Source organism: [Micrococcus luteus] ATCC 49442, assembly GCF_010367585.1.
GTDB classification, from domain to species: domain Bacteria; phylum Actinomycetota; class Actinomycetes; order Actinomycetales; family Micrococcaceae; genus Arthrobacter; species Arthrobacter luteus_A.
Genome location: NZ_JAAAXP010000001.1, coordinates 1,780,205 through 1,803,435 on the forward strand (window position 1 = coordinate 1,780,205; position 23,231 = coordinate 1,803,435).

Annotated in this window: 16 protein-coding genes; all 16 read right to left on the reverse strand. The window is 67.0% G+C overall.

Annotated elements, in window-relative coordinates; translation table 11 throughout:
* On the reverse strand, positions 1–1,245 hold the full coding sequence (locus tag GUV69_RS08055; RefSeq protein ID WP_431197104.1) for an HNH endonuclease signature motif containing protein: 1,245 nt from the start codon (positions 1,243–1,245) through the stop codon (positions 1–3).
* 410 nt (positions 1,246–1,655) lie between these two features.
* A complete protein-coding gene (locus GUV69_RS08060) occupies positions 1,656–2,039 on the reverse strand; it encodes a RidA family protein (protein WP_164201305.1) in 384 nt (127 codons plus the stop codon).
* 47 nt (positions 2,040–2,086) lie between these two features.
* Positions 2,087–2,590 (reverse strand): GNAT family N-acetyltransferase, encoded by a 504-nt coding sequence (locus tag GUV69_RS08065; protein WP_164201307.1) that lies wholly within the window; start codon positions 2,588–2,590, stop codon positions 2,087–2,089.
* Positions 2,591–2,616: 26 nt separating this feature from the next.
* Positions 2,617–3,435: an inositol monophosphatase family protein gene (locus GUV69_RS08070; protein ID WP_164201309.1), complete on the reverse strand. Its 819-nt coding sequence runs from the start codon at positions 3,433–3,435 to the stop codon at positions 2,617–2,619.
* Complete coding sequence (gene ligA, locus GUV69_RS08075) at positions 3,432–5,735, reverse strand: NAD-dependent DNA ligase LigA (RefSeq protein WP_164201311.1); 2,304 nt, start codon at positions 5,733–5,735, stop codon at positions 3,432–3,434. The genes GUV69_RS08070 and ligA overlap by 4 nt, the downstream gene beginning before the upstream one ends.
* Before the next feature lie 141 nt (positions 5,736–5,876).
* Positions 5,877–6,140 (reverse strand): WXG100 family type VII secretion target, encoded by a 264-nt coding sequence (locus GUV69_RS08080; RefSeq protein ID WP_164201313.1) that lies wholly within the window; start codon positions 6,138–6,140, stop codon positions 5,877–5,879.
* A gap of 165 nt (positions 6,141–6,305) precedes the next feature.
* The gene (locus tag GUV69_RS22990; protein WP_208786612.1) at positions 6,306–6,899 is read right to left on the reverse strand and encodes a hypothetical protein; all 594 of its coding nucleotides are present in this window, start codon (positions 6,897–6,899) and stop codon (positions 6,306–6,308) included.
* Positions 6,900–7,022: 123 nt separating this feature from the next.
* Positions 7,023–11,468: a type VII secretion EssC family protein gene (locus tag GUV69_RS08090; RefSeq protein WP_164201315.1), complete on the reverse strand. Its 4,446-nt coding sequence runs from the start codon at positions 11,466–11,468 to the stop codon at positions 7,023–7,025.
* Entirely contained in the window at positions 11,465–12,169 is a 705-nt protein-coding gene (locus GUV69_RS08095) for a hypothetical protein (RefSeq protein WP_164201316.1), read from the reverse strand. The genes GUV69_RS08090 and GUV69_RS08095 overlap by 4 nt, the downstream gene beginning before the upstream one ends.
* Before the next feature lie 60 nt (positions 12,170–12,229).
* Positions 12,230–14,038: a serine/threonine-protein kinase gene (locus GUV69_RS08100; protein WP_164201318.1), complete on the reverse strand. Its 1,809-nt coding sequence runs from the start codon at positions 14,036–14,038 to the stop codon at positions 12,230–12,232.
* The gene (locus tag GUV69_RS08105) at positions 14,035–15,846 is read right to left on the reverse strand and encodes an FHA domain-containing protein (RefSeq protein WP_164201320.1); all 1,812 of its coding nucleotides are present in this window, start codon (positions 15,844–15,846) and stop codon (positions 14,035–14,037) included. The genes GUV69_RS08100 and GUV69_RS08105 overlap by 4 nt, the downstream gene beginning before the upstream one ends.
* 1 nt (position 15,847) lies before the next feature.
* On the reverse strand, positions 15,848–16,750 hold the full coding sequence (locus tag GUV69_RS08110; protein ID WP_164201322.1) for a PP2C family protein-serine/threonine phosphatase: 903 nt from the start codon (positions 16,748–16,750) through the stop codon (positions 15,848–15,850).
* A complete protein-coding gene (locus GUV69_RS08115) occupies positions 16,747–18,042 on the reverse strand; it encodes an RDD family protein (RefSeq protein ID WP_164201324.1) in 1,296 nt (431 codons plus the stop codon). Before GUV69_RS08115 ends, GUV69_RS08110 begins: the two co-directional genes overlap by 4 nt.
* Before the next feature lie 218 nt (positions 18,043–18,260).
* Complete coding sequence (locus tag GUV69_RS08120) at positions 18,261–20,870, reverse strand: transglutaminase TgpA family protein (RefSeq protein ID WP_164201326.1); 2,610 nt, start codon at positions 20,868–20,870, stop codon at positions 18,261–18,263.
* A complete protein-coding gene (locus GUV69_RS08125) occupies positions 20,867–22,198 on the reverse strand; it encodes a DUF58 domain-containing protein (protein ID WP_164201328.1) in 1,332 nt (443 codons plus the stop codon). Before GUV69_RS08125 ends, GUV69_RS08120 begins: the two co-directional genes overlap by 4 nt.
* Positions 22,199–22,251: 53 nt before the next feature.
* Entirely contained in the window at positions 22,252–23,223 is a 972-nt protein-coding gene (locus tag GUV69_RS08130; RefSeq protein WP_164201330.1) for an AAA family ATPase, read from the reverse strand.
* Positions 23,224–23,231 lie beyond the last annotated feature (8 nt).

A 23,231-nucleotide genomic window follows, 5' to 3' on the forward strand; every position in this document is an offset into this window, starting at 1 on the left:
TCAGGTGGGCACCAACGTGTCATCCTTCACGCTGCCCCCGGCGGTCATGATATCTGGCCAGTGGGGTGGTTCCGGGTCGGGTTGTTCGCTTTGGTAGTGGCGGCCGGTGGGTGAGATCCAGCCGGGCGGCTCGTCCTTGGTGGCTTCGGTGGGTTGCCAGGGTCTGGCGTGTTTGAGCCGGTGATGTTTGGGGCAGAGCTGGGCCAGGTTTGAAATCCCGGTGCTCCCGCCGTTGGCCCAGTCCTTCAGGTGGTCCGCTTCGTTGTCCAGGGACTGGTTGGAGCAGCCGGGGAACTGGCATTTGCCGTCCCGGAGCCGGAGCCATTGACGCAGTGCCTTGGGGATCCGGTAGCTTTCCCGGCCGATCTCCAACCGGGCCCCGTCCCGGGGATCGGTCAGGACCCGGCGGAACGACTCGGCACCGTCGGCGACAAGAGCGCGGGCCATGGACGGCGGGATCGGTCCGTACCCATCGAGGACGGCGGGTTCATCGGTCAGACCCATCAGCGCGAACACCGGAACCGTGACGAGGACCTGGGCTGCCGGTGACGGGATTCTCCCGGCAGCCCCGTCCAGAGTGCCGCCCTGAGTGGCGTGCTGGGTGCTGTGCAGGGTGCCGCCGAGGAGCCACGCCGCGACGTTGTCGGCACGGAGCTGGGTGAGGGTCCTGCCCTCGGTTGGGCCTTGCAGGGCCCGGGCTGCTGTGGTGGCCCGGTTCCAGATCCCGGCTGCCTGGTCGGCGGGCAGGTAGGCCGAGAGCCAGGCCATCCCGTCCCGGTCCGGGGAGTACTCAACCCGACGGTCCAAGGCACTCCGGGTGTGGCGTTGTTCGATGCTGACCGGGTGGTGGCGTTCGCGCCAGGTCCTGGCTTTGGCCCGGAACCGGCCCGGGACCATCCCGCCGGCCGCGCCGCGGGCCGGGTTCGGCGCCTCCGGGTCCAGGAAGTGCGCCTCCAGGGCATGGGCGGCGGCTGGCTCGAGGTTGGTGGTTTCGTCGACCATGATCCGGGCGTGCTGCCACGAAATCGCCCCTGCCTCCAGAGCAGCCAGCGTGAGCGGCAGGGAACTACGTAAGCGGTGGGCCTCACCGAGCAGCCCGCCGGCCGTACGTTCACTGACAGTCAGGGCGCAGGCGACCTCAGCCACGATACTCATTTCCTGGGCGGTCTGCTCCTGCGGGGACATGATGGGCCCCGCGATCACTTGGGCGGCTTCGTCGTACCCGCCGGCCGCATGGATCTTCACCGCAGCAACCATCGCCTCCAACCCCGCCGCCCCGGACAACACCGTCAGACACGCCTCAGCCTGCCAACGCAACGAGTCCCAAGCCGGATCTACGGCCGAGGTACCGGCTGCTGACGAGCCAGTGGCTGACGGAACCGTGACTGACGGAGACGTGGCTAACGGAACCGTGGCTAACGGAAACGTAGTTGAGGACGAGCGGCCCGCCGGGCCCGATGGGATGTCATGAGCCATGCCATCGGCCAGACGGGCACCCGGCTCTGCCGTCGTCCCGCGAAGGACACCGGCCAGCTGCAAAGCAGAAGCCACGATGGCCTCCAGTATCTCCGCAGCCGCTGTGCTATCCATACCTCCAGCATCACAGAGCGGTACGGCAACAGCGCGGAGGCATTACCCCTATGTGGATAACCGCTTTAGGCGGCGCTCTTCTGGGCTACAAGCTCGATCTCCACAAGCATCTTCGGGTCCAGGAACGGCAGGACGTGCACCAAGGAGAGTGTGGGGCGGATCCCGCCGAAGACCTCGCCGTGGGCACGGCCGGCCTCTTCCCATTTGCTGATGTCCGTCAGGTACAGCTTGGACTGCACCACGTCCTCGAAGCTGAACCCGGCGTCGGCCAGGACGGTTCCCAGCTTCTGGAGGATGAACCGCGTCTGGGTGTAGAAGTCCTCGCCCACAATGCCGTCTTCACCGCTCGCCGCCGTGGCCGAAATGTAGAGGGTGTTGTCCACCTGGACGGCCCGGGAGTAGCCGAGGGTCTGTTCCCAGACGGAGCCAGTGCCGAATGTTTTGCGCATGGAGGGCCTTTCAGTGCGGAAAATGAGTCGGCACCACTTTAGGGTGGCTAGACGTCGAGCCGATAAACCAGCAGTTTTATGTCTGTGCCCGGGATCAGCCAGTCCCGCTCCGGGGCGCGCCGGAAGCCCGTTTTCCGGTACAGGCCATGGGCGCTCTCCCACGTCCGGCCGGTGGTCAGTGCGACTCCCCTGATCCCGTCGAGGGACCTGGCGTGCTCGATGATGGCCTCCACCATCGCCTGGCCTGCCCCGCTGCGCTGCGCTGCGGGGTCCACCACGAGCATCCGGAACTCCAGCTCATCGTCAAGTGCGATGTCGGCGTAAGGTTCCCCGGCCAGCGCCAGCGTCACGGAGCCCACCACGTGCCCCGCTCGTTCGGCCACCCAAATCGTGGCCTTGGCCGCCCGCGCGGCCACCTCCTGGATCTGCTGCATGTAGGGATGGTCTGCGTTGTCGAAGTGACCCGCTGCGAGGTAGGAATCGACAGTTATCCTGGCGATGGCGGAAAAGTCTGCCTCAACGGCCGGTCGGATGGTTATTTGCGATTGCACTTGTCAATGTTAGTGCCGCATCAGGGTCAGAGCGGAAACTTGCCCGCGAGCTCCAGTGTCCCGGCGCAGGTCCATGCCGCCAACCGGTCCGCATCGGTGGGACCGCCGTCGAGGGGGCTGTCCAGCCGCGGACGACGAACCCAGCAGCCCGCTTCCTCCGCGATGAGTGCCCCGGCCGAGTAGTCGTGTTCGTTGAGGCCTCGTTCGCCAAAAGCGTCGTGGGTTCCGTCAGCCACCAGGCACAGGTCCAGCGCTGCTGAGCCCAGCCGCCTGACGTCCGCAAACCCGTCCATGAGCTCCCCCAGCAGCGCGGCCTGTTCGATGCGCACCGCGGGATCGTAGCTGAAGCCCGTGGCCAGGATCTGGCCGGTGCGTCCCGCCACCGGACCCTGGAGCCGCGTCAGCCGGCCGCCCTCTTCCAGCCACGCGCCCTGGCCGCGGGCGGCGTAGTAGACGCGGCCCAGCGCGGGTGCGTTCACGACGCCGGCCAGCCAGGCGCCGTCGGAATCCGCCACTGCCACGGAGGTGGCGTAGTAGACGATGTTCCGGATGAAGTTGGTGGTCCCATCCAGCGGGTCGATTGACCAGCGGTAGCCACTGGGATCGTCGGGCCGCGTGGTCCCGTGTTCCTCGCCGGTAATGGTGTCCTGCGGCCGGGCGGCGGTGATGGCTTCCCGCACCGCATTTTCGGCGGCGACGTCAAAGGCTGTAACCCAGTCACCGGCGTCGCCCTTGTTGCTGACGTCCAGGGCCTCACCATTGCGTTCTGCCAGTACTGCTGCGCCGGCAGCTGCCGCCTGGCGGGCCACCGCAAGCAACTCCGCTATAAGGTTCGGCTGGTTCATTCTGTTACCTCTTCTGATTCGGCAGCTGCCTGGGATTCAAGGGCGTTTTCGGATTTATCATCGGATGCGCCGGCAGCCTCCGACGCCGCCGCCGGGCCGTTTGCCAGCAGCTCGCGGAAGCCGTCTTCGTCCAGCACAGGAATGCCCAGCTGCTCGGCTTTGTCGAGTTTGGTGCCTGCATTGTCGCCGGCCACCACATAGCTGGTGTTTTTGGAGACTGAGCCCGCCGCCTTGCCTCCCCGGATGAGGATGGCTTCCTTCGCCTCGTCGCGGCTGAAGTCAGGAAGGGAACCGGTAACCACGATGGTCAGCCCTTCCAAAGTCCGTGGCGTGGACTCATCACGTTCATCCTTCATCCGGACGCCGGCCGCAGCCCAGCGGTCGATGATTTCCAGGTGCCAGTCCTCGGCGAACCACTCCTTGAGCGCCGCAGCGATGGTGGGTCCGACGCCATCCACATGGGCGAGGTCTTCCTCTGAAGCGTTCCGGATGCCCTCCATGCTGCCAAAAGCCGTGGCCAGGGCCCGCGACGCCCGGGGACCCACGTGCCGGATCGACAAGGCCACGAGGACCCGCCACAGTGGCTGGGTTTTGGCTTTTTCAAGCTCCTTGAACAGTTTCTCCGTGGTGGCGGTGGGTTTCGACGGGGACTTGGCCGTGCCCTTGCTGTAGAAGTACGGGACCAACTCAAACTCGCCCGTGGCAACGCCCTTGGAGCGCTTCTCGCGCCGGATCCGGACATCGGCCAGGTCTTCAGGCTTAAGGTCAAACAACGCCGCCTCGGACACGAGCGGCGGAACCTCAGGCTCGGCAGGCTGGGTCAGCGCGATGGCCGCTTCCCAGCCGAGCGCCTCGATGTCGAACCCGCCGCGGCCGGCCAGGTGGAAGACCCGTTCCCGTAGCTGGGCCGGGCAGGACCGGGCGTTGGGGCAGCGGATATCCACGTCGCCTTCCTTGCCGGGGGCAAGCGGCGTTCCGCACGAGGGGCATTCGGTGGGCATCACGAAGTCCCTGACCGGCGGTTGCTGCTGGTCGCGGAGGGCCAGCACGGGGCCGACAATCTCCGGGATCACATCGCCGGCCTTGCGCAGCACAACAATGTCGCCGATCTTCACGCCCTTGGCCTTCACAACGTCCTGGTTGTGCAGCGTGGCCATCGCCACCGTGGATCCGGCGACTTTTACGGGCTCCATCACCCCGAACGGGGTCACGCGTCCGGTGCGGCCCACGTTGACGTCGATGTCCAGCAGTTTGGTGTGGACTTCTTCGGGCGGGTACTTGTACGCCACAGCCCACCGGGGCACACGTGTGGTGTATCCGAGGGCGCGCTGGGTGGCGAGGTCATCGACCTTCACCACAATCCCATCGATCTCGTGCATCAGGCTGTGCCGTTTGTCGCCGTAGCGTTTGATGAAGGCCAGCACCTCGTCCAGGCTCCCGAGGACCTCGAAGTACGGGCTGACGGGCAGTCCCCACTTCTCCAGTAAGGCATACGTCTCGGACTGGCTGACCGTCTCCAGGCCGTCACGCGCGCCGATGCCGTGGACAAACATCCGCAGGGGTCGCTTGGCCGTCTCTGCGGGGTCTTTTTGCCGGAGGGAACCGGCTGCTGCGTTCCTCGGGTTGGCCAGTGGTGCCTTGCCGGCCTCGATCAGCGCTTCGTTGAACTCTGCAAAGGCCTTGGACGGGATGAAGACCTCGCCCCGGACTTCCATCTCGGGCGGGAAGCCGCTGCCGGTGAGTTCCTGCGGGATTTCCTTGATGGTCAGCACGTTGTGCGTGATGTCTTCGCCGGTGGTTCCGTCACCGCGGGTTGCCGCCCGGACGAGTTTCCCGTCGCGGTAGAGCAGGTTGACGGCGAGGCCGTCGATCTTGAGTTCAGTCAGCCAGGCGGGCCTGCCGTTGTCCCCGAGTTTGGCGATGCCGGCCTCGGCTTTGGTAATCCAGGCTTCCAGCTCCTCCAGGGAGAAGACATCCTCGAGGCTGTACATCCGCTGCAGATGTTCGACGGCGGCGAACGCCGCTGAGACTTCGCCGCCCACTTCCTGCGTGGGCGAGTCATTCGCAACGAGTTCCGGGTGCAGCGCTTCAATCTCCTCCAGGCGCCGGAACAGTGCGTCAAACTCGGCGTCGGATACCAGGGGTTCGTCCTCCTGGTAGTACGCGAAACGGTATTTCCTGACGAGGTCCACGAGGTTCTCGTACTCTTCGCGGACAGACCCGGAAGGGACGGCGTCCGGTTCTGTCAGGGTCTCAGTACTGGCGGCTGTTGCCTCTGCGGGGCCCGGTGCTGTGCTCACAGACCTATCTTGCCTTACGGCCCGGACATTGGGCGTAAACGCTGTCCCGCCGGTCCGTCCCGGCCGGCCGTCCATAATTGCAGCGGGCACACGAAGGGCCCGGACACTTTGCTGTGCCCGGGCCCTCGGTTCATGCGGTGGTTAGCGTGAAGCCTGGTCCTGCTCGTTGGCGTTCTTGGTTGCCTTGGTGCCGGCATCCTTCAGCGCCTGGATGACCTGGTTCAGTGCACTGGTGTGCGTGCCGGACCATTCGCTGCGGAAGTGCTTCGCGTCCGGGCCTTCCCAGGTGGTGCTGTCCAGCAGGCGGGACAGGTTGGTCCGCTGCTGCTCGATCTCCGAAGCACCGGCCTGCAGCTTCGTGCCAAGAGTCCTGAGCTGCTCTACATCTGCGCCCCAAATAGCCATCAGTTTCTCCTCATGTGTTCGTTGGAGCCGATCCGGATCGGCATCCCCAGCGGCCCCCGGCTCATCCGGAAGATCCATTACCTAGAACCTATCCCGGCCCCAAAGCACTGTCGATGGGCACCGCTGCCCATGCACCACTGCCCATAAGCGGGCACCCCCAGGCACTCAGTGGGAGGAGAAGCGGTTCCTGCCCCACCAGGCAAACGCCAGGCCGGCTGTACCCACCAGCAGCACGCCCGCCATGATGGCCAGCAGCTTCGGACCGCCGAACAGCCCGGAACCGTCGTTCCGGGACACGGCGGCGGCTTGGGTTGGCCTTGCCGACTTCGTGACGGGTTTGTCCCAGTTGGATTCAGCGGACGGGCCCGCGGAAGTCGCCGCAGGTGACACCGGGCTGGCGGTGGCCTCCGGCGTCGGCGTCTCCTCGTCGGCAGCAACCGCAGGGTCCGTGGTGACGACGGGAGCGGGGGCAGGTGCTACCGGAACGGCAGGAACTGTCGGAGCGGGCGCCGGCACGGCAGGTGGCGGGGCGGGAGTTTCCGACGGCGGCTCGGTGGGCTTCCCCGTGCCGGGTGTGTCCGGCGGTGGCTTCTGGTCCCCGGGCAGGAGCTCGCAGACGATTCCGATTCCGCAGGACGGTCCAGGATCGCCGTCGTCCGCACTCGCGGGAACGGCCGCCGACAGTCCCACGGTGAGCGCCAGGAAAGCGAGGACCGCCGCGGCGGAGGCGTCGCGGACCACGGAAGAGGATCGGATCATGGTTACCTTTGGGAAAGGCGCGCGGCACCCTTCCGCGGCGAACGAGTGTTTCCCGTAGTCTCCTACAACGCACTGCGGGCCCGCAAATCACTGGATTTGCGGGCCCGCAGCAACCACCCGGCGTCAGTCCCTGTTTTCCGGCGGCAAAGCGATCTGCAGTTTGCGGGCCTTGCCGCGTCCCACAATGTACCCGCGGCCCGGGATGAACTCCGGGCTGACCCGGCCCAGCGGCGTGCTGAGCAGGCTGTCTCCTTCGATGTCCCCCGGGTTCATCAGGAGCCCGCGGCGGCCCGATTTGAAGGGCTGGGAGAGTGACCAGGCGGAGGACCACGTGGATGTTTCGGACTCGCCAACAACCCACTGATCAGCCTTGATGGAGGCGGTGACAAGCTGTGACACGCCGGATTCCGCCACGGTATCCGTAAACTCGGTCAGGCCCTCGATGAAGATGGCCACCTTGCCCGGGTTGCCGCTGGAGTGCTCCACCAGGTCTTCCACCACCTCGGAGAGGTCGTCCGGGCCTACTACCGAGCGGTTCCAGAGCGGCAGGGACGCCACCGCGGACCGGCGCGAGCCGATGTAGATGAGTTCCGTGTCCGGATTGGAACGGCGCAGCGCGTAGGCGAGGCTGACCAGCGCCACGGTGCGCCCGGCACCCGGAGGCCCTGCCAGCAGGAGCGGGCCCTGGGCCATGATCTCGGCAGGCTGCAGGGTTTCGTCGTCCACGCCGATGACCGGGAGGTCCGGGCCGCCGGCGGGCAGCAGGTCCAGGTCCACCTGTTCCGGGAGCCGCTGGATCTTGGGCGCCTGGTCCAGTCCCTGCCGCAGCATGGCCTGGCTCAGCTTGTGCACCTCACGGGCCTGCAGGGCCAGGTTGGAGTTCCCGCCCAGGACGGCCAGCTGCACTTCGAGGCCGTCCAGCAGGCCGCGTCCGGGCGGTGAAGTGGCACTGAGGACATCCTTGGGGACGTCCATGGACATGTAGTCGTCTTCGGAGGACAGGCGCAGCACCAGGCGGCGCTGGATGGAGGCAAGCAGGGAGGCCGGTACCGAGTTGGGTCGGTCGCCGGTGATGACCAGGTGGATGCCCAGGGGCCGGCCGTCCGTGGCCAGCTGCAGGAAGATATCCCAGAGCGCGGACAAGCGGCTGTATTCATACGTCTCGCGGAAGGCAGACATGCCGTCGAGCAGGACAAAGATGCGCTTCTCATCGGGGCGGTTCGCCAGGGTGCGGTACTCAACGATGGTTGAGGCCCGGACGTCGGCGAAGCGGGCGGACCGTTCGTCGGCTATGTCGCGGAGCAGGCGCAGGAGCCGGCCAACACGTTCCACGTCGTCGCCGTCGATGATCTCGCCGACGTGCGGAAGCTCGTCGAGCATCTTCAGCCCGGAGGATCCGCAGTCAATCCCGTAGATGTGCACCGGACCCCCGCGCGGCGTGACAGCGGCAGCAATCGCGATCCCGCGCAGGGCCGCGGACTTGCCGGAGCCGCCGGTGCCGAAGATGGCCATGTTGCCGTCTTTGTCCGGTTCATAGAACACGGTGGGCTGTTCCTGGCGGGTGGGATCGTCCGCGACCCCCAGCAGCAGCCGCTCGTCGGTCCGAGGGTTGGGCAGCTTGGAGAAGTCGTACGTAGTGGCGAGCTCGTCCAGCCAGGGCTTCCGCGGCGGACTGATGGCCAGTGATTCGGCTGCCCGGACGATGTTGGTGGTCATTCTGGCAATGTCGTTGGGACCGGCAGGTGCTTCCCTGACCGGCTTTTCGGGAGCGGGTGCTTCCCAGCTTGGCCCGGATCCGAACGCCATTTCCACGATGTCGATCTGCGGGCGCTGGGGCTTTTCCGTGGTCCAGCCGCCGGCGTAGCCGGTCTGGAAACCCTGGATGCGGCCAGGGCCGGTCTTGGCCGCACCGCGGCCCGGAATGGACGGATCGAAATACGCGGCGTCCGGGACGCCAAGGATGTCGGTGGCGTCGTCTTCATCGGCCATGCGGAGCGCCACCCGGAGGTTGGTGTTGGCGCGCAGGCTGTCCTTGATGACGCCTGCCGGACGCTGGGTGGCCAGGATCAGGTGCAGGCCAAGGGACCGGCCGCGGGCGGCGACGTCCACCACCCCGTCCACGAATTCGGGCACTTCGGTGGCCAGCGCAGCGAACTCGTCAACAATGATGATCAGGTACGGCGGGGCTTCGGGGTCGGCTTCGCGCTGGAGTGCCAGGAGGTCCTTGGCCTTCTTCCGGTTCAGCAGGTGCTCCCGGTAGTGCAGTTCCGCCCGGAGGGACGTCAGCGCGCGGCGGACCAGGTGCTGGGAAAGGTCGGTGACCAGGCCAACGGTGTGGGGAAGGTTGAGGCAGTCAGCGAACGCGGCGCCGCCCTTGTAGTCCACAAACAGGAAGCTGACCCTGTCCGGGCTGTAGGCCGCGGCCATTCCCATGACCCAGGACTGCAGGAACTCGGATTTGCCGGCGCCGGTGGTACCGCCCACCAGCGCGTGCGGACCCTCGTTCTTCAGGTCAAGGTACAGGGGCTCGATTCCCTTCGAACCCACCAGCGCCCGGAGGGTTCCGTTGTCCTTGCGGTTCGGCACTGCGGAGGCATGGACGGAATTGTTCTCTTCCCAGCGCTCCGCGACGGCCTTCGGATTGTCCAGGAAGTCCTTGCCAATCAGGGTGGCGTAGGAAACCGCGCGCGGCAGGTCCGAATCATCCGTGACCGGCTTGCCCACGTCCACCACCGGGGTGAGCATCCTGGCCAGCTGGGCGGCCAGGTCGGCGTCGAGGCTTTCGCAGCTGACGGGATAGGTGTGCCGGCCCAAACGGACCTGACCCGTGGTGGTGCCGTTTTCGCCGTCCACCACCATAAAGTCGCGGCAGGCGGCCGGGAGGGCCTGGATGTCGGTGGCAACCCACATGACATGGACCCCGGAGTCCGGCCCGCGTTCGGCGAGCCGGGTCAGCCTGCCGCGGTCCACCGGGGCGTCGTCCTCCACAATGACCAGGACGGCCGGCAGCACCGGAGCGGGCACATCGTGCTTGGCCGGGTCGATGGAGCCCCTGTGCTGCGGCGCGGCACGCTTGGCCGCAGCCTCCCGGGCATCGAGCAGGTCTTCAAGCCGGGCCAGGAGGGTGGAGCCACTGGCAGAACCCGCGGCGAGGTGGTCGCCCGCGAGGGGGCTGTGGCCCGAGCCGACGTGGGGCAGCCACTGCAGCCACTCCCAGCGTTGCCTGGACTGCGCCGAGGTGATGGCTGTGACCACCGCTTCCGCCGGCGAGTGGAGCCCGACGAACTGCAGCACCATGCCGCGGGCAACGTCATCCACGAGGCCACGTGCTCCGGCCACACCGAAAGCGCCCGACGTCCGCAGCTGCGAAACCACAGGCACACCCTCGATGTCCCGGAACTGCTTGAGGCAGTCCTGGATCTCGCGCATGTATTCAGCTTCGGTCTCGTTGTTGTTGGGTTCCTCGAACATGATGCGGGACGGACTGGTGCCGAGCCCGAACCGCAGGCCCAGGAAGCCGAGGTGCTCGGGGCGGTGGGTCCACAGCAGCGGGCCGAGCTTATAGATGGAATCCACGGTGTCGCTGACGGACGGCGCTTCCTGCAGGCGGACTGCACGTTCCACATGCTGCAGTTCGGTGATGTCCTCCCGGAAGGCGGCCATGGACTCCCGGAACCGTTTAAGCTGTTCCTTCTGCTGGCGCCGGGACTGCATTTTGTGGTCCACATAGTGGCCCACGATGAACAGCGGCATCATCATCATAAAGATGACGGAGAGCATGTTCCGGGTGACCGCGAACATGATGGCGCCCATCAGGAGCGGCGCCATCAGCATGATGTACGGGAATGCCTGGTGGTCCGGCCGCTTGGGCCCGGCAGGGGGCACGCGCTTGGGCGCATCAAAGCGGGGAACAACCCGCGGGGAGCGGTTGAAATCGACAAGGGGCGACGTCGGTGCTGCCGCATGGTTATGTCCCAGCGGCACCACCGTCACGGTGGTCTCCCCCAGGGTAACGGTGTCCGAGGAGTTCAGGGTGGCCCGGGTGACGGGCAGGCCGTCCATCAGGAGGCCGTTGGCCGAGTTGGTGTCGACGATCTCCACACTCTCGCCCACCGTGATGCGGGCGTGGCGTTTGGAGGTCAGGGGGTCCGACAGCCGGATGTCCACGTCCCGGTCCCGGCCGATGTAGCTGGTGCCGGAGGGCAGCGAAAATTCCTGTCCGACGTCGGGCCCTGACAGAATGCGCAGGGTGGCGGCAGCGGGACCGCGGTTGGCGCCGGGGGCATTGAAGTGTTCGCTGACCTCGGCCAGCGAAACCACGGACCCCGGACGCAGCCCGGACTCCAGCAGGTTGTCCGTGCGGGTCAGGACATTGCCGCGGATTCCGCCGCCCACAAATGCCTCATCGATGCGCAAGGAAAGGTTCTCCGGAGCCGGCGAGCCCTTCCTGTCAGGATCGGCCACCCACAGCTGGGTGGCGATGTCCGCCACGGTGGCAAGGCCGTCAACCGTTACGGCCAGGTCCTTGGTTTCCGCCGGATCCCGGCGGAGTGTCAGCCGGATCCTCATCCTTCGTCCACGCCCCTCATCTTTTCCAAAAGGTACAAATCCTCGGCGGTAACCAGGTGGGTGGTTACGGCGTGTTCGACGAGCCGGGCACGGCGGTTGGTGGCCAGTTTTCCGCCGCCGCCGCGCAGCCCCACCACGCCGACGCGGTCGAGTTTGTCGCAGACGTTGTCCAGCTTCCGGTTGAAACGGGTCAGGGCCCAGCCCAGGGTCTTGGCGGCGGCGGCCGACGACGGGATGGCGCTGAAGCCGGTCCCCTCGCGCCGCAGCATGGGCTCGGCGAGGGCCACGATGAGCGCCTTCTGTGAGTCGGTGAAAACGACGGGGCCGATGGTGGTGTCGCCGTTGCTGTCGTCCTCGCGTGACTGCTGGCGGAAGGACGGCGTTTTGAGGTGCACGGCGAATTCGTAGGTGGTGGGCCCGGCGGTGAAGATGATGTTGGTGTGGCTGAACACGAGCGGAATGCGGGCCCCGGGTGAGAGCCAGGCCTGCATGCCGCCGGAGCCGTCGGCAACGGTGGCCGAGAGCATCCTGCCCACGTTGCTGAGCCACCAGATGCCGTCGTAGCGGGCCACCTGCAGGAACTGACGGTGCAGGTACGGGTTGTCGTCAACCTCGAGATCGCCTTCGCGGCCGATGTTGAAGATCTCCTCATCGGACGGTTCGTACCATTCACCACAGAAATCTATTGCTAGATCCCCCATTTTCCGTGCCTCCTCGACGGGCGTCGCCCGCGTTCACTGTCGTTTCGGTGTGCCGTGCCGTTACTGGCCGACGCAGGCGATCGATTCATCCTCCAGCGGCGAGGACGTGCCGTCGCTCCTGACGATCATCACCTGGATACAGGTGGGTTCTCCCGGGTTCAACGCCATCTGGGCGGTTGGCTCGGCAGCGGACTGGTACTCGCCCTGGCTGCCCAGGGCGTACACCCGCCACTTGTACGCGTCGCCGGTCTTAGGCTGCGGGTTGGTCCAGGTGAAGGTGGCCCTGCCGCCGTCAGCCGTTCCGGCCAGGTCCTCGACGTCGGGAACGATCCCGTTGTCCAGGGCATCTGCCGGGGGCTTACTGACCTGGTCGGTCTCGATCACTTTTGGCTCCGATGCCGTAGATGCCAGCACTATCCCCACAATGATGGCCAGGACCAGCGCCGTCCCGCCGGCCAGGGCAAGCCAGAGGTTGCGTTTGCCGTGGTCAGGGGCGGTTTCCGGTGCCGCGTCCGGTACAGTGGCCGGACGGCTGACCGTTGCGTCGATTTCGGGTTCCGGCCGGCCCGGCAGCCGTCCGGCCTGGTGTGCTGCCTGCTGCCCGGCCTGCTGCCCTGCCTGGGCCGGGAGAAGTCCCGGCCGCTGAACAGTGGAGTCCGGCGCGGAGCCGTAGTCGGCGTCGGCAGGCGCGCTCCCGCGGAGCATGGTGGCGTGGGCCCATTCCCCTGCGGGGTTGCCTGCAGCCTGATTTGCTTCCGGCTGACCGGCAAACAGACTGCCCGGAACCTGCGGGCGGAGCGCCGCCGCGGGTGCACCTGTTGCGGCAGATCCACCAGCGGGAGAGTCCGACGGCGGCGAACCGGCACCGGGGCCCTGCGGCCGGGTGCGTGCCGGGAAAGTGGGGGCGCTGCCGGTCCGTTCCGGATCGATGGCGGCAATGCTCCGGACCCTGGTCTCCTCGAAGCCGTCATCGGGGTGGCTGTCATCGTGGTTGGGCTCTTCGAGCACTTCGAAGGGCGTGACCGACAAATTCAGTTCCGCCTGGATCCGCTGCAGGGCCAGGGCGAAGGCATGGGCGGATGAGTACCTGGACGCAGCCGGTTTGGCCATGGCCGTGGAGAGTGCACGTTCCAGTGATTCCGGCACGTCGGCGCGGCCCAGGCGCGGCAGCGGCGCGCTGGTGATGCGGGAAATCAGTTCGCGCTGTGAGTTGTCGGTGCCGGGCATAACGAACGGCGACCGGCCGGCGAGCAGGGTGTACAGCGTGGCGCCGAGCGCCCAGACATCCACCATCACGCCGTCGACGGGGCCGTCTGTGAACTGTTCCGGCGGCGACCACGGGATGGACATTCCGGCGTCTTCGTCGGTGTCCCCGCCGAGCGTTCCCGAGATTCCGAAGTCCGTCAGGGCAGGCCGGTTGTAATCGGTCACCAGGATGTTGGCGGGCTTGATGTCCCGGTGGGCGATGCCGGCGCGGTGGGCGGTCTCGACGGCTGACGCCACCTGGATGCCGACGGCCAGGACCTCGTCCACGCTGAAACGCTGGCGGCGGTAGCGGACGTCGAGGCTGGGCCGGGAGCAATACTCCATGGCCAGGTAGGAGTGCCCGGCCTCGGTGACCTCGGCCTCGAAGATGGTCACGATGTACGGGTGGGACGAGAGTTGGGCCATCAGGTTGGCCTCGGACTCGAACCTGCGCCGGGCGCCTTCGGTCTTCAGGTCGGATAGGAGGACCTTGACGGCCACCTTGCGCCGCGGGCGGTCCTGTTCATAAAGGTAGACGTCGGAGAACCCGCCGGAGCCGAGCAGGCTGATGTACGTAAACCCCGGGATAGGGGGCGGCGGCGCAACCGGCCGTTTGGAACTCAAAGAATCTCCTCAAAACGCAATGAGACGTCGTCACCCAGTTCCGCGATATCGCCGTCGAGCAGGATGGCCATCTCGTTCTGGGCCAGCCGGCGCGGCTGCTGGCCCTCGCGGACCAGGACGGTCCCGTTGGTGGCTTTCAGATCGCACAGCATGACGTGCCAGCCCTCAAGCCGGACTTCGACGTGCGAACGGGAAATGTGCCCGCTCGGGCTGGACACCTGAACGAGCCGTGGCATCACGCCGCCCTGCACCCGCGACACAGAAGGCTGGCGCCCGATCACCAGGGACTGGTCAAGGTCAACCAGTTCACCAGTGGAGACGCGCATCCTGCCCAGCCGTGGCCGCGCCACCTGCACGGCATCCGACGGGAGCGGCAGGCTGCAGGCAGAGCACTGGGCATGGGTGGGCGGGTTGGCATGGCCTCGGTCGCAGACCCGTGCCAGCACCAGGGGTCCGGTGCCCGCGTCAGTCTCTGCTGCCGGTGCCGGGCTTGCTGCCATGCCGGCGAGATCACTCTTCATGATGGTGTGGCCGTCGTGGTCACCGTCAAAGCCGGCGGCATCTGCTGAACCGGCTCCAGCGTCCGGCACCGGTGGCTGTATCGGGGCGTGCGCCGGGGGTTGTACCGGGGCGTGCGCAGGGGGTTGTACCGGGGCGTGCGCAGGGACCTGAACTGACGGCTCGAACGACGGCGGGACCTGGGCTGCCGGTAGGCTGCCCCCACTGGTCCGCCACGGGACCGGGTCGATGAGGCCGCCACCCGGGCCGGTGGCCGGGATTGCGCCTGGCAGGGGCACGGGTGCGTGCTGTGCGGGTGCTGGCGGAACAAGGTTGATGGCTTCCGGTGCATCAGGTTCGGCTGCAGGCGCAGGCGTATCTTCCTGCCGTGGTGCGCCGGCGTCCGCTTCGTCGGGCTCGTCGCGAACAGCAGCATCCTCGATGCGGCGGACCACGGTCTTCTCCCAGAGGTGGTCGTAGGTGCCGGTCAACTCGTGGGCGGGCACCTGGTCCGCATGGGACGGCTCAATAGTGTGGGACGGCTCAATATCCTGTGAGGGCCCGGCATCCTTTGAAAGCCCGCCGTCCTGCGGAACCTCCGCAAGCTCCCCGGCCGCCACGGCCTGCTGCTCCGGCTCAGGCGTTTCAGCGTCATAATGTGCGTCATCATCCAGCGCCATCACTGTCTCGGCGGAGGCCTCGGGGCCTGATTCCGGGACAGCCGGCAAGTCCGCAACGGGCGGGGCCGGAGCAACGTCAGCCGCGGGCACAACGGCAGGGTCGGATGGAACGGCGGCGTCAGGTCCGGCTGCCTCCAGACCTGCGGCGGCAAGCACAACGGGTGCCGCGGCCGGAGCGTCAGCCGGCGCATCAGTCAGTGCCACAGTCAACGACTGCAACAGGACAACGCCCTCAGTGAGCGGAAGGGCCGGTCCGGCCGGGGCTTCCCCGGCGACAGTAAGGCGGTACCACTGAGGAAGGTCGAGGCGACGCTCCGCCCAGGTGGTGACGTCCCGCCCGTTCAGTTCCACCGGTCCGCCGGGCAGCTGCACTGTCAGGTCCAGGTCACCGCGCAGGAAGACCCGGAGCTCGTCACGGTAGTCCACAATGCCGAAGGACGGGATCTGCGCCAGCGAGACCCCGAAGCTGCTGGTGACGGCGTGCAGTACCTCGTGCACTTCCGGAGCATCCTCGAGCAGGTCCCAGAGGGACCGGACGAGGGCCGGCGGGGTCTCGGGCCCCAGGAAAACGGCAGTGCGGGAGCGGAGCAGACCCAGCCAGGCGCCTGTGGTGTATTCGACGGTGGCCATCTCAGCGCTCCCCGGGTTGGTCATCTTCGGCAGCCCGCCGGCTGGCATCAACAATCTGCGACCTGGGCAGCGTGTCCTCTTCTTCGCCGCCGGCTGAGCGCCTGGGCGCTGTGGTGGCCATGCCGGCGTCGTTCATCAGGTTTTTGGCGTCAACCACAATGACGGTGACATTGTCCCGTCCGCCGTTGCGCAGGGCTGCCTGGATCAGGGCGTCCACGGCGTCCTGGGGATGGCCGACGGTGCTCAGGATCCGGTGGATGTGTTCGTCCGTCAGTTCGGCATTGAGGCCGTCCGAGCAGATCAGGATCCGGTCACCCTCCTCCACGGGCAGTAGCCAGTAGTCCGCTTCAGTTTCGTCGCCGGTGCCAAGGGCCCGGGTCACCACGTGGCGGCGCGGGTGGACCGTGGCCTGCTCCGGGGTGATCTCGCCGGCGTCCACCAGTTCCTGGACCTCCGAGTGGTCCACGCTGACCTGGGCAAAATTTCCCTGGCTCAGCCGGTATGTCCGGGAATCACCAATGTTCATGACCAGCCAGTACGGCATGCCCATCTGCTCCACCACCACGGCGCCCGTCAGCGTCGTCCCGGCACGGGCACCGGTCACCTCCCGGATGGAGCTGTCGGCTCGGAGCAGGTACTGCTGCAGCACGGCTGCCGTGACGCTGCGCTCGCCGCTGGCAAGCTGCGGCATCGCGGCCAGCGCGCGGACGCACATGCCGCTGGCGATCTCCCCGGCTTCATGCCCGCCCATGCCGTCTGCCACGGCGAAGACAGGGTCCGAGGCGATGAAGGAGTCTTCATTGAGTTCCCGGCGGAGTCCGCGGTCCGTACCGTAGCCGTAACTCAGGCTGAGGCCGGACCGGGTTTCTGCGTCGGAAGAGTCACTTTCGGGCTGTGAGTTCATGCCTGTCCTAGGTGGAAGGAGCGGTCACCAAAGTGGACAGTGGATCCCGGGCTGATAAAGGCGGGTACGCCCGGCTGAAGGGGCGTGCGCCGGCCGTCCGGCGTGGTGACGGCGCTGCCGTTGGTGGAGTTTCGGTCCGTAACCCAGATGCCCGCGCCGTCGGTCAGCAGGTGCAGGTGCGTTTTGGAAATCGAGCGGCCCGGATCGTTGACCGCCAGGAGCTGCGCCTGCTGCTCGCCCGCCTGGCCCACGGGGTTCCGTCCCACCAGGACGTTTTGATCGAGCTGGAAGTCCCGGCCGTCGTCGAGCTTTATCCGCAGCACCGCGACCGGAGGCGCATACGGCGCACCGCCGCGCATCTGCGTGCGGTCCAGGTCGTCGTCCGGATGTGCGGTGGCGGCGGCGGGTACGGGAAGAGTGGCCGCAGGAGTTTCGGGTATGTGGGACGCGGGGGCGGCAGGTGGGGAGAACGACGCCGGCGCATAGGGCTGCGGCGCTGCGTAAGGCTGCGAGGGTGCAGGCTGTGCGGCGGGTGGCTGCGCGGCGGGTGGCTGCGGCGCTGCGTACGCCTGCGCGGGTGCGGGCTGTGCGGTGGCCGGGGCAGGGGGTGCAGCATATGGCTGGACGGGAGCGGCCTGCCGGGCCACGGGCGAAGCGACCTGCTGGACGGGCGGCAGGTCCAGCGGCGCGAAACTGTACGGGCCCTGGATCCCGCCCGAGGTGATGGGGTTGCGGCCTGCGCTGACGTCGAAGACCAGGGTTTTAGCCGCGGCATCATGCCAGCCGCGCAGTTTCCCGTTGGCGTCCCAGGTGTTGGAAACCACCACCAGGACAGCCCAGACGGTACCGAGAAGGAGCAGCGGCCCGAGGATGAACAGGGCAATGTCGAACCATTTGAAGATGACGATGAGCACGGCCGCCACAAACGCCAGAACAATACCGGCGCCTGTGATGAGGCCCCGCAGGAACACCGCGCCGGTGCCGGGGGCGTAGCCGTCCGCGTCAGCGCTGCGGATGCCCATGACCCGGTTGCCGATGGTGGCGCCGGAACGGCCTTCCATGCCCAGCAGGACCACCAGGTAGACGATCGTCAGGCCCAGGCCGATGCTGCCGAACAGGACGACGGAGGCTGTGTCATAGATGATGAACCCGCCGCTGAGGGTGCGGGTGATGCCCGCGAAGCCGATGGCGAACGTCACCACCAGGACTGCGACGGGGGCCAGCCAGTCCAGCACTGCGGCGCCGAGCCGTTTGCCGGCCGTGGCCGGAACCAGCTCAAGATTGGCTGCCATTCCCGTTCCTCCCCCTGGAGCCGTTTGTACTACCGGGATAGTACCGGGATTCTGTCCCCCGTGCGCCGCAGCGCTTTCCATCACGGCCCGCTGTGCATGGTCCACGTTGCGGCCGCTGCGCGCAGACCTGTTGGGCAGCGGAGCGCCGCAGGCCGTACAGAACGTGGCACCGCCGCGGATCAGTTGCTGGCACCGCTGGCAGCGCTCAGGCTCGTTCATCATGACTCAGTGTGGTTCTTCCTGCCAGGGTTCCGCAGAACGGTGGTCTCATCAGCTTCGGACGCGGGCGCCGCCATACCGGCTCCGCCGCCCTGCACAGCAGGACCAGGCCCTGCTGTAACGTCCGGGCCGGTCTCCACCCTACCGGTGCGGGACGGCCGTGCCGCCGAACCCGGGCCGGCGGAACGGGACGGCAGCAGACGCCCTAGCCGCGCACTGCGCGATTTCAGGGCGGCACGGCCGTCGGCCAGCAGTGACCGGGGCGAGAACCTGGCCCGCTGCCGGCGCCAGAATCCTACAGTCCCGGTGATCTCCTTCAGCGAGCCGTCCACGATGGACCAGTACTCCCGGACTTCATCCTCCGTGGGCTGCCCGGCTCCGAAGATGGACGCATCCGCCCGGTGCGCCAGCATGGTTGTGGTCTGTCCCGTGCCGGGGAAGGCCGCCGCCACCACGGCCGCGCTTTCGCGGCGGGTCGAGCGCGCATCGATGCCGGCACCCATGTCTGTCGCAAGGCTGAGGACCTCGTTCCAGCCTCCGCCGACCCGCTGCGCAGGGTGCCCGTCGCTGAAACGCGCCTTCCGGCGTCGTGATTTGAGGAGCGCGATCAGCAGCAGCGGCAGCGCGAGGATCGCCAACGGGATCAGCGCAACACCCAGGGCCCCGAGCAGGGCACCCCAGAACAGCCAGGGGTTGTCCTTCTTCTCATCCGCGTCCAGGGCATCCGGCGAAGAATCCGTGGGCAGGTCCACTGGCTCCTGCGGCGGGGGCGGCGGCTGCAGCACCTGGGGCTTGGGCTTGGACTTGTTTTCGGGGTCCGGCGGGATGGGGATGTTGTCCTTCGGGGGCGTGGGGTCAAAGCTGACCCAGCCCACCCTGTCGAACGCCACTTCCACCCACGCATGGACGTCCTTACCCGTGATCCTGACTTCACCGGCTCCGTTTTCCGGGCTGGTGGGATCGGGGTAGAAACCCATCACCACGCGTGAGGGGATGCCCAGGTGCCGGAGCATCAGGGACATGGAGACGGCGTATTGCTCGTCGTCGCCGAGCATCTGCTTGGCCGTCAGCAGGTTCCTGATGCGGGACGAGCTGTGGCCGGACACGCTGGGCAACTGGCCCTCGGTGACCAGCCCGTTGCTGAAGGCACCGGTCTTCTGGAAGTGCGCCTCGATCTGCCGCACCCGGTCAATCGGGGTGGGCGCATCAGCCGAGAGGTCGTTGGCCTGGGAGCCAATCACCGGCGGGACCTCGAGAGCCTCGGGGAGGGTGATTTTGGCGAAGTCGTACTGGGTCAGCTGGCCATGCTCGAGCTTGACCGGATCCGATACCTGGACGCTGTAGGAATCCCCCTGGGACAGGCCCTGGGTGGTCACTGCGGTGTCCGTGCCTGCGTTGAAGTACAGGCCCGAGGCTGCGGCGGACGCACTCTGGTCAAAGCTCAGGCCGGTGGTCTTCCGGCCGCCCGGAACGAAGTACCCCTGATAGTCCTCAATGGTGATGTCCATCGAGTAGTCATTGGTGGGCACAACACTGGACGTGTCAGCCAGCGTGTTGATGGACTTCGTGTCGCCAACCTTGCTGAAACTGCCCGAGCCGTTGGGGTCCATGTTGTAGTTGGTGCCGTTGAAGGCATCCAGGGCACCCAAGCGGACCCTGCCGTCCCGGGGCAGTCCCTTGACCACGAACAATGTGTCGTCTTTCTGGTCTTTGACGAAGGTCCGGAAACTGGCCAGGGGGGTGATGTAGTCCTTGGGATCGAAGGGCGGGACCACCACGTTGCGCAGCACCTTGCGGTCGCTGCCCGCGGTTACCAGGGGCGCGGCCACTGCGGTGATGGCCACGCTGGCTGCGATGACAGCCGCGGCCATCCCGATCCGGCGGAGCTTGGCCCGCTGGGCTGTGGCAGTGTCCGCCTGCGGGCGGTTGACCGAGACTTTCCGGGTGTCGCTGCGGCGCAGCGCGTCCCGGCGGAAGGTTGCCCAGGCAATGGCGACGACCGTCAGGCCAATACCGCGCTCAACAGTGAGGAACGCAGCGTTGGTGCTGAAGGCAATGCCGGTGACAAACAGGACCAGCACCGGGAGTAGCGGCCAGTAGGGGCTCTTCAGCCGCCAAATGAGCAGGCCGGCAACCAGGGCGGTGAGCAGTGAACTCAGGAAGGGCACAATCAGGACCCCGCCGGCGGTGCCTACGGGGACACCCACGGTGAGCATGTCCTTCCACGCGAACACCACACCCAGGAGGAGGGTACGCAGGGAGTCGAGGCTGGGGACGAACCCGGCAATCGCGGCATCCGGCACGGCAAGGAGCGTCCCGAATACCAGGTAGGCGCCAAGGGTGAGGGCGGCAGTGATCAGCAGGCCGAGGCGCAGGTGCGCGTTGGCCGCCGCGATGCCGAGGCCCAGGATGATGCCGCCGAACCCGGAGACAAGGTAGTAGGGGTCGCCGCCGAAGCTGAGGCTGAAACCCAGGAGGCCGAGCCCGAGCAGCACGGTGAGGGCGCCGGCGTCGAGCATAAAATGCCAGGCGGGCTGGCCGTCGGCGAAAGCTGACTCGTTCTGCCGCCGTGACGGTGTCCGGGGCCGGAGGTCGGATGCGGAGCTCATGCGGCCGCCTTTCTGAGGACGATCGCGAGGTCGGCGAGGTCGCCGAGGGTCAGGACGGTCAGGTCTGCGATGTTGGCGCGGCCGGGGGCCGCCCCGATCTGGAGGCGGACGGCCAGGCTGCGCACGCCCGGCGGCACGGATGCCGCCGCAGAGCGGAGCTGCGTGGGCGTTACATTGCTGCCCACAACAAAAAAGACCACCGACGCGTTGGGCACCGTGTCTGCCAGTGTCCGGGCGAGGTCGACGGCGGTGCGGCGCATGGGTGCCCCGGCGATCCGGGTCATGTCATCCAGCAGGTTCCGGCCCGTTTCGCAGCGGAGCGGCCCTTTTTGGGTGAGGACATCGAGCTCGCGCTGTTCGCGGATGGCCTGCCGGCCGATCGAGGCGGCCGCAGAGATGGCCATTTCGAATTCCTGCTCCGACGCATATTCGTCAGTGTTGATGGACAGCGAGATGGCCAGGTGGGCGCGCCGGGTCTCCTCGAACTGGCGCACCATCAGCTTGTTGGTCCGTGCTGTCGTCTTCCAGTGGATATGCCGCCGGTCATCGCCCGGGACGTAATCGCGCAGGGCGTGGAAGGAGACGTCCGCGCTGGAAAGGTCGGTGGTGGGCATGCCTTCAAGGTCGCGGATGAAGCCGGCCGCGGAACCGGCCAGGGCCACCGTCTTGGGGTGGACAAAGAGGTCCTCCGGCTCCGTCCACATCACTTGGCGGCGGAGCAGGTGCAGCGGGTCGGCCCGGACAGAGCGGACCGGTCCCACGACAATCACGGCGCGCCGGGCCGTGGGGATGGTGAAGAGGTCCTCGTGAACCTGCTGCGGCTTCATCCGGGGCAGGTGAAAGACGGCGGTGGCGTTGCCCACCGGCAGTTCCAGCGCTGCCGGCAACAGGGGGCGCGTAGAGGTGTTGGAAACTGCGATGCTTCCCACCGCGCTGTCCCCCACCGCCACGCGGGTCCGGGCAAGGTCCAGGATCACGCCGTACGAAGACCGGCCCAGGATGAACCCGATGGCGATCAGGAACAAAACAAAGGCAGCGATGGCCGCGGCTTTGGCCTCCTGCCAGCCGAAGGCCTGGCCCGCAGTCCACAGCAGGATGGAGGCGGCCAGGACGGACCAGCCCAGGATGCTGACCACCGAAAGCACGGGCCATGCATACTGCAGCCACAGGCCGCGCACCTTCTCCCACGCCGGGGTGAGGGCGAGGGCGGCCGTGCCGGTGGCCTCAGACCAGACAGACGACGGATGCAGCCTGGTGGGTTTGCCGTTCCGGTGGAAGGGTTCCCGGAGGCGTTCAGCAAGCCGGATCAACGGAGTGCTGCTGGACATAGAGGTACCTTTGTTCGCGCTGGAGGATGGTTGGTCTGAGGCTCCGGGGAGCGTTAGACGGCGGCGCGCTGCTGCGGTGCCGCAACGTCGGACAGCACCCGTGCCAGGACCGCCTCGGCCGTGGCTCCGGCGAACTCCGCTTCAGGGTCCATCACAAAGCGGTGGGTCCAGACCACGGCGGCCAGGTCCTTGACGTCGTCCGGGAGGACAAAGTTGCGGCCCTGCCCCGCCGCCCAGACCTTGGCTGCCCGCACCATGGCGATGGCGCCGCGGACGGAGACGCCCAGCCGGCTCTCCGGGGCGTTGCGGGTCTCCTCGCAAAGCCGGGAGATGTATTCCAGGACGGCCGTATCCACGTGAACGGTGGCCGCGAGGTCAGCCATGTCAGCCACGGCCTGCGTGGTGATGACCGCCGAGAGTTCCTTCGACCGGTCCTTGAGGTTGTTGCCGCCCAGCAGCCGCACTGTGGACGCGTGGTCCGGGTAACCGATGGACGTCTTGATCAGGAAGCGGTCCAGCTGGGCCTCGGGCAGGCGGTACGTACCGGCCTGCTCAATTGGGTTCTGGGTTGCCATCACCATAAACGGCCGGCCGGCTTCGTAGGTTACGCCGTCCACGGTGACACGGGACTCTTCCATGACTTCCAGCAGCGCCGACTGGGTCTTGGGCGAGGCACGGTTGATTTCATCGGCGAGGACGATGTTGTTGAAGATCGGGCCCTTGTGGAACTCGAACTTCTGCGTCTTCTGGTCGTAGATGGTTACACCCGTCACGTCCGACGGCAGGAGGTCGGGGGTGAACTGGATGCGGTTGTTGGACCCTTGGACGGTGGCGGCCATGGCCCTGGCCAGCATGGTCTTGCCGGTGCCCGGGGCGTCCTCGAACAGCACGTGTCCCTCAGCCAGCATGGCGGTAAAGGTCAGCCGGATGACGTGTTCCTTACCCAACACCGCCTGCCCCACGTTGGCAACGAGCTTTTCGAAAGTGCCTGCAAACCATTCGGCCTGCTCGGTGGTCATCGTCATGAAAATGT